At 71.7% G+C, this 11,255-nt stretch carries 6 protein-coding genes and 1 tRNA gene; 6 read left to right on the top strand and 1 reads right to left on the bottom strand.

Annotated elements, in window-relative coordinates:
- The first annotated feature begins 107 nt into the window (after window positions 1-107).
- The 6 genes from ACH4VX_RS14325 to ACH4VX_RS14300 all read left to right on the top strand — a co-directional run bounded on the left by ACH4VX_RS14325 (window position 108) and on the right by ACH4VX_RS14300 (window position 9,848).
- Window positions 108-305, top strand: coding sequence for a hypothetical protein (locus ACH4VX_RS14325; RefSeq protein ID WP_398367696.1), 198 nt, complete (start codon window positions 108-110; stop codon window positions 303-305).
- Window positions 306-551: 246 nt separating this feature from the next.
- On the top strand, window positions 552-3,368 hold the full coding sequence (gene topA / locus ACH4VX_RS14320; protein ID WP_398367695.1) for a type I DNA topoisomerase: 2,817 nt from the start codon (window positions 552-554) through the stop codon (window positions 3,366-3,368).
- Window positions 3,369-3,493: 125 nt separating this feature from the next.
- Window positions 3,494-6,673 (top strand): dTMP kinase, encoded by a 3,180-nt coding sequence (gene tmk, locus ACH4VX_RS14315; protein WP_398367694.1) that lies wholly within the window; start codon window positions 3,494-3,496, stop codon window positions 6,671-6,673.
- Between the two features lie 88 nt (window positions 6,674-6,761).
- Window positions 6,762-7,967, top strand: coding sequence for a DNA polymerase III subunit delta' (locus ACH4VX_RS14310; protein WP_398367693.1), 1,206 nt, complete (start codon window positions 6,762-6,764; stop codon window positions 7,965-7,967).
- A gap of 97 nt (window positions 7,968-8,064) precedes the next feature.
- The gene (locus tag ACH4VX_RS14305; RefSeq protein ID WP_398367692.1) at window positions 8,065-9,657 is read left to right on the top strand and encodes an alpha/beta hydrolase; all 1,593 of its coding nucleotides are present in this window, start codon (window positions 8,065-8,067) and stop codon (window positions 9,655-9,657) included.
- Window positions 9,658-9,774: 117 nt separating this feature from the next.
- Window positions 9,775-9,848: transfer RNA gene (locus ACH4VX_RS14300), tRNA-Thr, on the top strand.
- 73 nt (window positions 9,849-9,921) lie between these two features.
- Here the strand turns inward: ACH4VX_RS14300 and ACH4VX_RS14295 are convergent.
- Entirely contained in the window at window positions 9,922-10,998 is a 1,077-nt protein-coding gene (locus ACH4VX_RS14295; protein WP_398367691.1) for an IS630 family transposase, read from the bottom strand.
- Window positions 10,999-11,255 lie beyond the last annotated feature (257 nt).

Genomic DNA, 11,255 nt, shown 5'->3' with positions numbered 1-11,255 from the left:
GTCCGTAGCCCTCGCGTTCACCTCCGATTCGTCTGCCCGCTGCCCGGGCGTGGCAGCGTCACCCCGAGGCCGGTACCAGCGGACGGGAAAGAGGGCATCGGGCGACCATGGAGAGCGGACCGGCGATCTTCGCGGGGATGGTGTTCTGCCTGTTCGGAGGCGGATTGCTGGCCTGGACCGTGACCCGCGCGCGGCAGCACCGCCCCGTCGCCCAGGGTGTGAGCCCCGTCGCATCGGTCACCGTCGCGGGGCTGGTCGCGATGATCTCCCTGGCCCTCGGCACATGGTGCCTGACCCGCCTGTGAGAAGCGTGAAACCCCCACAGCTCCCGGTAACCGGTAGGTCGCGCTCCGCATAAGCGCGGGCGGAGTCTGGACACTCCGGGCGGCAGGAACGGCGGTAGTCGGGTTACCGTTCGAGTGGCCGTTGCGGGCTTTTCCCGTTTGACACGGGGGCGGGATGTACCGTCACACTCCGCAGCGTCACCATGACCCGACCCCGGGGGAGATCGCCTGGGGAGCCCCAAGCGTCGACCGGAGAGAAGAGCGAAGTTGTCCCCGACCAGCGAGACCGCGAAGGGCGGCCGCCGACTCGTCATCGTCGAGTCGCCTGCCAAGGCGAAGACGATCAAGGGCTACCTCGGCCCTGGCTACATCGTCGAGGCGAGCGTCGGGCACATTCGTGATCTTCCCAACGGCGCCGCCGAGGTGCCGGAGAAGTACACCGGCGAGGTCCGCCGCCTCGGTGTGGACGTCGACCATGACTTCCAGCCGATCTATGTGGTCAACGCGGACAAGCGGGCCCAGGTCAAGAAGCTCAAGGACCTGCTGAAGGAGTCCGACGAACTCTTCCTCGCCACCGACGAGGACCGTGAGGGCGAGGCCATCGCCTGGCACCTGCAGGAAGTGCTCAAGCCGAAGATCCCGGTCAAGCGGATGGTCTTCCACGAGATCACCAAGGACGCGATCCGCGCGGCCGTGGCCAACCCGCGCCAGCTCAACCAGAAGCTGGTCGACGCCCAGGAGACCCGCCGCATCCTCGACCGCCTCTACGGTTACGAGGTCTCGCCGGTCCTGTGGAAGAAGGTCATGCCCCGGCTGTCCGCCGGCCGCGTCCAGTCCGTCGCCACCAGGCTGGTGGTGGAGCGGGAACGCGAGCGCATGGCTTTCCGTTCCGCCGAGTACTGGGACCTGACGGGCACCTTCGCGACTGGCCGCGCGGGGGACCAGTCGGACCCCTCGTCGCTGGTCGCCCGCCTCCAGACCGTCGACGGGCGGCGGGTCGCGCAGGGCCGCGACTTCGACTCCCTGGGACAGCTGAAGAGCGCGAACACCCTCCACCTCGACGAGGCGAACGCCCGCGCGCTCGCCGCCGCCCTGGAGAACACACGGTTCGCCGTGCGTTCCGTCGAGTCCAAGCCGTACCGCCGCTCGCCGTACGCCCCGTTCCGTACGACGACGCTGCAGCAGGAGGCGAGCCGCAAGCTCGGCTTCGGCGCGAAGGCCACCATGCAGGTCGCGCAGAAGCTGTACGAGAACGGCTACATCACTTACATGCGTACGGACTCGACGACCCTGAGCGAGACGGCGATCGCCGCCGCCCGCGCCCAGGTCACGCAGCTGTACGGCGCCGACTACCTGCCCCCGCAGCCGCGCACCTACGCGGGCAAGGTCAAGAACGCGCAGGAGGCGCACGAGGCGATCCGTCCCTCGGGCGACCGTTTCCGTACGCCCGCCGAGACCGGGCTGACCGGCGACCAGTTCAAGCTCTACGAGCTGATCTGGAAGCGGACCGTCGCCTCGCAGATGAAGGACGCCACGGGTAACTCCGTCACCGTGAGGATCGGCGGCGCGGCGGCCGACGGCCGGGACGTCGAGTTCAGCGCGTCCGGCAAGACGATCACCTTCCACGGCTTCCTGAAGGCGTACGTGGAAGGCGCCGACGACCCGAACGCCGAGCTCGACGACCGCGAGCGCCGGCTGCCGCAGGTCGCCGAGGGCGACGCCCTCACCGTCGAGGAGATCACGGTCGACGGGCACGCCACCAAGCCCCCGGCCCGCTACACCGAGGCGTCACTGGTCAAGGAGTTGGAGGAGCGTGAGATCGGCCGCCCGTCGACGTACGCGTCGATCATCGGCACGATCCTCGACCGCGGCTATGTGTTCAAGAAGGGCACGGCCCTGGTGCCGTCCTTCCTCTCCTTCGCCGTGGTCAACCTGCTGGAGAAGCACTTCGGCCGGCTCGTCGACTACGACTTCACCGCGCGGATGGAGGACGACCTCGACCGCATCGCGCGGGGCGAGGCGCGGGCGGTGCCGTGGCTGAAGCGGTTCTACTTCGGCGAGGGCACGAGCAACGGTGACGCGGCCGACGCCGGCAACGGCGACGGGGACCACCTCGGCGGTCTCAAGGAACTGGTGACCGACCTGGGCGCGATCGACGCGCGCGAGGTGTCGTCGTTCCCGGTGGGCAACGGCATCGTGCTGCGGGTCGGGCGCTACGGCCCGTACATCGAGCGCGGCGAGAAGGACACCGAGCAGCACCAGCGTGCCGACATCCTCACGGACCTGGCACCCGACGAGCTGACCGTCGAGCTCGCCGAGGAACTGCTCGCCAAGCCGAGCGGCGACTTCGAACTGGGCACCGACCCGGCGACCGGTCACGCGATCGTCGCCAAGCACGGCCGCTACGGCCCGTACGTCACGGAGGTCCTTCCCGAGGGCACCCCGAAGACCGGCAAGAACGCGGTCAAGCCGCGTACGGCCTCCCTCTTCAAGTCGATGTCCCCGGACACGGTGACGCTCGACGAGGCGCTGAAGCTGATGTCGCTGCCGCGTGTGGTCGGGGCCGACGCCGAGGGCCAGGAGATCACCGCGCAGAACGGCCGCTACGGGCCGTATCTGAAGAAGGGCACCGACTCGCGGTCGCTGCAGTCCGAGGAGCAGCTCTTCACGATCACGCTGGAGGAGGCGCTGGCGATCTACGCCCAGCCCAAGCAGCGCGGTCGGGCCGCGGCCAAGCCGCCCCTGAAGGAGCTGGGCACCGACCCGGTCAGCGAGAAGCCGGTCGTGGTGAAGGACGGCCGGTTCGGGCCGTACGTCACCGACGGGGAGACCAACGCGACGCTGCGCTCCGGCGACAGCGTCGAGGAGATCACCCCGGAGCGCGGTTTCGAGCTGCTCGCCGAGAAGCGGGCGAAGGGCCCCGCCAAGAAGACCGCCAAGAAGACGGCGGCCAAGAAGGCGCCGGCGAAGAAGGCGACGGCCGCCAAGAAGACCGCGGCGAAGAAGACCACGACCGCGAAGAAGACGACGGCGAAGAAGACCGCCGCCAAGAAGGCGACCGCCTCGAACGCCGCGGAGGACTGAGCCCTCCGCGCGGATCTTCGCCAAGGGTTCGAAATGCGAACGCCCCGACAACACTTCGGTGTCGGGGCGTGTGCATGCCAGGCGCGTCGTGCCGGGCTGTCGGCGCGGGCCGATAGGCTGAACGCATGACGCGAGCCGAGCAGCCAACGGCCCCTCAACCGGCCCCCGACGACTCCCTTGTCGCGGACTCCCGCGAGCGTGCCGTCCGCGCCCTGCTGCGCCGACCGCAGCTGAAACGGCTGTGGAGTGCGCAGCTGGTGGGCGGGGTCGGTGATGTCCTCGCCCTCCTCGTCCTGGTCCTCCTGGCCCTGCAGGCGGCGGTCGCCGAGGGGGCCTTCGGCGGGGGCTACCGGGGTGCGGCGTTCGCAGTGGCGACCGTTTTCGGGGTACGCATCCTGGCGACACTGCTGTTCGGCGCCGTGCTCCTCGGCCCGCTCACGTCGCTCACCTCGCAGGACGGACCGCTGGACCGCCGCTGGACCATGGTCGGCGCGGACGGTCTGCGGGCCGCGTTGCTCATCGTGGCGCCGCTGTGGATCGACTGGGTGCCCGAGGACGCGCTGGCCGTCCTCCTCGTCACGGCCTTCGTGACCGGTGTCGCCGAGCGGTTCTGGACGGTGTGCCGGGAGAGCGCCGCGCCCTCGCTGCTGCCCGCCCCGCCCCCCGAGGGCGCGACGGTGCGTCCGCTGCCCGACCACATGGACGCGCTGCGCCGGCTGTCGCTGCGCACGAGCTTCGTGGCGATACCGCTCGCGGCCGTCGCGCTCGTCGTCGCGGCCCTGTTCAACAACCTGCTCGGCACCGGGATCGACTGGTTCGGCGAACACCGGGCGGCCCTCGCCTCGTACGTCGCGGCCGGGCTGTTCGCCGCGTCGCTGTCCGTCCTGACCTTCCTGGAACTGCCCGGCACCCGCACCCCGCGCGCACGGTCGCCGCTGGAGGGACTGCGCCGCCCGAAGAGCGCCACCGGCCCCGACAAGGGCCGCACCGGCGTGATGCCGCTGCTGGTGCTCGCGTCCGCGTCCGTCGCCGCCGCCGTGTCGGCCGCCGTCGCCGTGTCGGTGCTGCACGCCAAGGACCTGGGCGGCGGACCCGTGCTGTACGGCCTGCTGGTGGGCGCGCTGACCGGCGGTGTCGTCGTCGGCATCCGTACGGCGCCCGCCCTGCTGCCGGCCCTGTCCCGGCGCCGGCTGCTCGCGCTCGCGCTCGCCTTCACGGGTGTCGCGCTGCTGGCCGCCGGACTCGTGCCGGACGTCACCAGCGTGGTGCTGATCATGGCGCTGGCCGGTGTCGGCGCGGGCATGGCCGCCAACACCGGGCACACGCTGCTCGACCAGGAGACCGAGGACCAGCGGCGGGCCCGTACGACCGAGCACCTGCACGCGGTGGTGCGGGTCTTCGTGGCGCTCGGCGCGGTGATCGCCCCGCTGGTCGCCGCGGGCATCGGGCCGCACCGACTGGAGAACGGCCGGTTCGTCTTCGCGCACGGCGGCGCCGCCTTCACGCTGATGCTGGTCGGCGCGCTGCTGCTGCCGGTGGCCGCGTTGGTGCTGGCCAAGGTCGACGACCGCTCCGGCGTGCCGCTGCGGCAGGACCTGCGCGACGCGCTGCTCGGCGGCGACGACCCGGACCAGGCGGCCGCCGCCTCCGGCTTCTTCATCGCCCTGGAGGGCGGCGACGGCGCCGGGAAGTCCACCCAGGCCGAAGCCCTCGCCGAGTGGATCAGGGCCAAGGGCCACGAGGTCGTGCTCACCCGCGAGCCCGGGGCGACCCCGGTCGGCAAGCGGCTGCGGTCCATCCTGCTGGACGTCTCCAGCGCCGGCCTCTCGCACCGCGCGGAGGCACTGCTGTACGCCGCGGACCGCGCGGAGCACATCGACACGGTCGTACGGCCCGCCCTGGAGCGCGGCGCCGTCGTCATCACCGACCGGTACATCGACTCCTCCGTCGCCTACCAGGGAGCCGGGCGCGATCTGTCGCCGACCGAGATCGCCCGCATCAACCGCTGGGCGACCGACGGGCTGGTCCCGAATCTGACGGTGCTGCTGGACGTGGCCCCGGAGACCGCGCGGGAGCGGTTCACCGAGGCGCCGGACCGGCTGGAGTCCGAGCCCGCCGAGTTCCACGCGCGCGTGCGGGCCGGTTTCCTCACGCTGGCCGCGGCCGATCCCGGCCGCTACCTGGTGGTCGACGCGGGCCAGGAACCGGAGTCGGTCACCACGGTGATCCGGCACCGGCTCGACCAGGTGCTGCCGCTGTCCGAGGCCGAGATCCAGGCCCGCGAGGAAGCGCGCCGCAAGGCCGAGGAGGAGGCCCGCCGCAAGGCGGAGGAGGAGGCGGCCCGCAAGGCCGAGGAGGAGCGCCTGGAGCGCGAGCGCCAGGAGCAGCTCGCCCGGCTGCGCGCCGAGGAGGAGGAGCGCAAGCGGCGCGAACTGGAGGAGGCGCAGCGGCGCGAGGCGGAACGGCAGGCGGAGGAGGCCCGGCAGCGGGCCGAGGAAGCTCGCCGACGTGCGGAGGAGGAGCGGCAGCGGCTGCTCGCCGAGGAGAAGGCGCGCGCCGAGGAGGAGGCCCGCCGCAAGGCCGAGGAGGAACGCCGCCGCAAGCAGGCCGAGGAGGAGGCGCGGCTGCGCGCCGAGGCCGAGGCGCTGCGCCTGGAGAAGCAGCGCAAGGCCGAGGAGGCCCTGCTCCGTGCGGAACAGGCCCGACGGCTGGCCGAACAGGCGGCGGCCGCGGCGGAGGCGGGACCGAAGACGACGGGTGCCACCGATGCCGCACGTGGGCGCGCGGCTGACGAAGCGGTGACCGTACCGACGCCGGTGGTGACGCCGACGAACGCGTCGGGCGGGCCGGTCGACGAGACCGCCGTGCTGCCCCGGGTGCCGGAGGAGGACGCCGGGCGGCGGTCCGGGATGTCCGAAGCCGAGGTGACGACCGAGCTGCCGAAGCCGTCGGTGCCGCCGGGCGCGGTGGACGAGACGGCGGTGCTGCCTTCGGTCCGGGGAGACGAGCAGGGCCCCGCGGACCGGCGGGTGCCGTCCGGTTATTTCCGGGACGAGCGCCCGGCGAGCGGATCCGAGGGAACCGACGGCCCCGACGACCGCACGCGCGAGCTGCCCCGGATCGACCCGGAGGAGCCCCGCCGCCGGCAGCGTTCGGACTGGGCCGAGGAGACCCCGCTGGACGACCTGCCGACGTTGGCCGACGAGTTGCTGGGCCCGCAGGACGGCGGCCGGCACGACGACGAGCACGGTGACGGTGACGATGACGAGGACGGCGGCCGAGGCCGCCGGGGGCGTCGGCGCTGACCGGTCGCTCCACAGGTGCGGGCGTTGTCAGTGCCCACCCGCACAATGGACCCGGTAAGGCGGACGTGACGGAAGGACGGGCTGACCCATGACCGTGTGGGACGACCTCGTCGGGCAGGAGCGGGTGAGCGAGCAGCTCGCCGGCGCCGCCCGCGACGCGGACGCCTTCGTCACCGCCGTCGAGGCCGACGACCCGCTTCCCGAAACGTCGAGCATGACGCACGCCTGGCTGTTCACCGGCCCACCTGGCGCGGGAGTGGCACAGACGGCGCGGGCCTTCGCCGCAGCGCTGCAGTGCGTGAGCCCCGATCGGGCACTGGGCGGCGCTCCCGGCTGCGGCTTCTGCGACGGATGCCACACGGCGCTCATCGGCACCCACGCGGACGTCAGCACGGTGGTCGCCATGGGCGCGGAGATCCGCTTTCCGGACATGAAGGAGACCGTCCGCAAGTCGTTCACCTCACCCGCGAACGGCCGCTGGCAGATCATCCTCGTAGAGGAGGCCGAGCGGCTGAACGAGAAGTCCGGCAACGCCGTCCTCAAGGCCGTCGAGGAGCCCGCGCCCCGCACCGTCTGGCTGCTGTGCGCCCCCTCCATCGAGGACGTCCTGCCGACGATCCGCTCCCGCTGCCGCCACCTCAACCTGAGCACGCCGTCGGTGGCCGCCGTCGCCGACATGCTCGTACGGCGCGAGGGCATCGAGCCGGACGTCGCCGCCGCCGTCGCCCGCGCCACCCAGGGCCACGTCGACCGGGCCCGCCGTCTGGCCACCGACCCGGCCGCCCGCGCACGCCGGGCCACCGTGCTCAAGCTGCCGCTGCGGGTCGAGGACGTCGGCAGCGCGCTCAAGGCGGCCCAGGAGCTGGTCGACGTGGCGGCGGAGGACGCCAAGCAGCTTGCCGAGGAGATGGACAGCAAAGAGACCGAGGAACTGAAGGCGGCGCTCGGCGCGGCCCAGGGCGGCCGGCTGCCGCGCGGCACGGCAGGCGTGATCAAGGAACTGGAGGACGATCAGAAACGCCGCAGACGGCGCACGCAGCGCAACACCCTCGACGTCGCGCTGAGCGACCTGACCGGCTTCTACCGCGACGTCCTCGCCCTCCAGCTCGGCTCACGCGTCGCCATCGCCAACGCGGACTCGGAGGACGTGCTGGAGCGCCTGGCCCGCGGCAGCTCCCCGGAGTCCACGCTCCGCCGCATCGAGGCGATCGCGGCGTGCAGCAAGGCCCTGGACCGCAATGTGGCCCCGCTGCTCGCGGTGGAGGCGATGACGATGGCCCTCAGAGCGGGCTGACCGAGGGCATCCGCTCAGTGACTTGACGCGGTAACTCGTACGAGGCACAGCGTGCGCACAGAGCATCCATTGCGTTGCGCACAGTTACGCTCGCTGCATGCACACAAGGCGCACCCACCGCAGGACCCGTACCGGAACCGGAGTCGCTCTGCTCGCCGCCGTCGCGCTGCTGATCTCGGGCTGCTCCTCGGGGAACAGCCCGAGTACGGCCAGTGCGGCGGCGGGGGAGGCTGCGGCAGCCCTCGCCCCCCTGCCGCACTCCACACCAGCGGCCCTCACGCCGTACTACAAGCAGAAACCGGCTTGGCGTGACTGCGGAGTCCCCGGTTTCCAGTGCGCCACGCTGAAGGTCCCGCTCGACTACGCCGAACCGTCGGCCGGTGACGTGCGCCTCGCCCTCACCCGCAAGAAGGCCACGGGCCCGGGAAAGCGGCTGGGCTCACTGCTGGTGAACCCCGGCGGCCCGGGCGGCTCGGCGATCGGCTACGTCCAGGCGTACGCCGGGATCGGCTACCCGGCCGACGTGCGCGCCCGCTACGACATGGTGGCCGTCGACCCGCGGGGCGTCGCCGGCAGCGACCCCGTCGAGTGCCTGGACGGGCCCGGGATGGACGCGTTCACGCGGGCGGACGTCACACCGGACGGCGCGAAGGAGACCGGCGCGCTGGTCGCGTCCTACAAGAAGTTCGCCGAGGGCTGCGGGGCGGACGCGCCGAAGCTGCTGCGTCATGTGTCCACCGTCGAGGCGGCCCGGGACATGGACATCGTCCGGGCCGCGCTGGGCGACGAGAAGCTGAACTACGTCGGCGCCTCGTACGGCACCTTCCTCGGCGCGACGTACGCCGGGCTGTTCCCGGGCCGGGCGGGCCGGCTGGTGCTGGACGGCGCGATGGACCCCTCGCTGTCCGCGCGGCGGCTCAACATCGAGCAGACGGAGGGCTTCGACACGGCGTTCACCGCCTTCGCGAAGGACTGCGTGCGGCAGAGCGACTGCCCGCTCGGCGGCCGGGGCACCGGCGCCGGGCAGGTCGGCGAGAACCTCAAGGCGTTCTTCGAGAAGCTCGACACCCGGCCGATCCCCACCGGTGACGCCGACGGCCGCAGGCTCACCGAGTCGCTGGCGACGATCGGCGTGATCGCCGCGATGTACGACGAGGGCGCCTGGCAGCAGCTGCGCGAGGCGCTGACGGCCGCGATGAGGGAGAACGACGGAGCCGGACTCCTCCTCCTCTCCGACAGCTACTACGAACGTGACGCGAACGGCGACTACAGCAACCTGATGTTCGCCAACGCGGCCGTGAACTGCCTCGACCTCCCGCCCGCCTTCGACTCCCCGGACGAGGTGCGGCGGGCGCTGCCCGCCTTCGAGAAGGCGTCCCCGGTGTTCGGCGAGGGTCTCGCCTGGGCCTCACTGAACTGCGCGTACTGGCCGGTGCGGGCCACGGGTGAGGCTCAGCGCATCGAGGCGAAGGGCGCGGCCCCGATCGTCGTCGTCGGCACCACCCGGGACCCGGCCACCCCGTACCGCTGGGCCGAGGCCCTGGCCGGCCAGCTCTCCTCGGCCCGTCTCCTCACCTACGAGGGTGACGGTCACACCGCCTACGGCCGGGGCAGCGCCTGCATCGACTCCGCGATCAACGCCTACCTGCTCGCCGGCACCCCGCCGAAGGACGGAAAGCGCTGCTCGTAGCCGGTACGCCCGCCCCGGAGGCAGCCGCTCCGGCCCGCCTCCGGGGCCGGTACGAAGCACCCTCGGAAACTGTGTAGACTTACCGACGTTGCTGATCGCACCATGGGTGCGCAGCGTGCCGCCTTAGCTCAGATGGCCAGAGCAACGCACTCGTAATGCGTAGGTCTCGGGTTCGAATCCCGAAGGCGGCTCCGAGAAACCCCAGGACTCACTCGCCGTGACCTGGGGTTTTTCCTTTCCCTCGATCGGCTCTTGGTCTATTGATCAGAGACTCATGGGGTTCTCGTCCAGGGCGTAGCGGACGTGTGGGCCGCCGAAGCAGCCGCGGATGATGTGCGGCTGTCGCCGGCGTCTGTGGAAGAAACGGCGGGCCTCGGAGGCGAGTTCGGCCTGGTCGTGAGCCCGGTGCTGCTTGGGCAGGTTGTGCTTGAGGTCGGCGTTGACCGGCTCGTCGGGGTTCAGCTCGGGCGAGTACGGGGGCAGGAAGTGCAGTTCGACGTCGTCGGAGTGGGCGGCGAGCCAGTCGCGGACCTTCCTGGAGCGGTGGGCGGAGTGCCCGTCGACCACGAGATGGACCTTGTGGCCGAAGTGACCGGCGATCCGCTGAAGGAAGCGGCACATCACCTCGGCGGTGAAGCCTTCGGTGAAGACCATGAAGTGCGTCCGGCCCTTGGTGCTGATCGCCGACACCGCGTTGACCGGGAACCGTTTTCCGCTCCGACGCACCACAGGGGTCTTCCCCTTCTCACCCCAGGTGCGACCGGTGACCTGGCCGGACCGGATGCCGACCTGGTCGGCGAAGAGAATCCCGCCGCCGTCCTTCTTCGCCTTCGCGTGGATCTTCGGCCACGCCTCCTGCTGCCGGCGCGCCACGGCCTCGGGGTGCTGCTCGACGGTCCGCTTGTCGGGGCGTTGGAAGGACAGCCCCCATCGCTTGAGGTACTTCCCCACTCCCGGTTCGGTCAGCCGCACCCGGTACAGCTTCGCAACGAGGTCGCCCACCAGCCGCCGTGTCCACAACTGGCCGGAAAGCTCCAAGTCACAGGGCCGGTGATCGAGAACCGCCTGCCGCACGGCGGCCTGATCGGCCTCACCGAGCACCTGATGCACCCCTACCGGCTTGCCCCTCGGCCGCATGACCAGCGCCTCCCGACCGCCGGCCGGCCACTTCGCCCGCCACCCGTCGACCGCCTTCAACGACACCCCGAAGACCGCCGCCACGTCCTCACGGTCCCGCCCCGCCATTGACGCGGCCACCGCCCGCAGCCGCAGGGCCTCCTGCGCCGACGGCGACAGATGCCGCGCGTCCCCCACCAGTTCGAGCGGCGTCGTCTGGTGCATGTGAGGTCGTCATCCGCGTGGACCAGCAGGCTCGCCTGACGCGTGGAGCACATCGACGATCGCCGACGGGTGCGTGAACAGCACACTGGAGTACGCCTCGAGCCCTCGGCATCGCGCTCCGTCAGATCTTGAGGACGTGGACGCCGGGACCGCGCAGCATGTGGAGGTCCTCGGGGGGCCGACGTCAGGACGGTCACGGGGGAGGGGGAGACCAGGGCGGTGGCGGCCACGAGGGCGTCGACTCCGGGCTTGCCTTC

This window comes from Streptomyces sp. NPDC020731, assembly GCF_044334705.1.
Lineage (GTDB): Bacteria > Actinomycetota > Actinomycetes > Streptomycetales > Streptomycetaceae > Streptomyces.
The sequence above is the reverse complement of the archived record's forward strand: the minus strand, read 5'-3'. Positions and strand labels throughout refer to the sequence as shown.

Coding starts and splice junctions, on each gene's coding strand:
- ACH4VX_RS14325 (WP_398367696.1), top strand. CDS start 108: ATGGAGAGCGGACCGGCGATCTTCGCGGGGATGGTGTTCTGCCTGTTC.
- tmk (WP_398367694.1), top strand. CDS start 3,494: ATGACGCGAGCCGAGCAGCCAACGGCCCCTCAACCGGCCCCCGACGAC.
- ACH4VX_RS14310 (WP_398367693.1), top strand. CDS start 6,762: ATGACCGTGTGGGACGACCTCGTCGGGCAGGAGCGGGTGAGCGAGCAG.
- ACH4VX_RS14305 (WP_398367692.1), top strand. CDS start 8,065: ATGCACACAAGGCGCACCCACCGCAGGACCCGTACCGGAACCGGAGTC.
- ACH4VX_RS14295 (WP_398367691.1), bottom strand. CDS start 10,998: ATGCACCAGACGACGCCGCTCGAACTGGTGGGGGACGCGCGGCATCTG.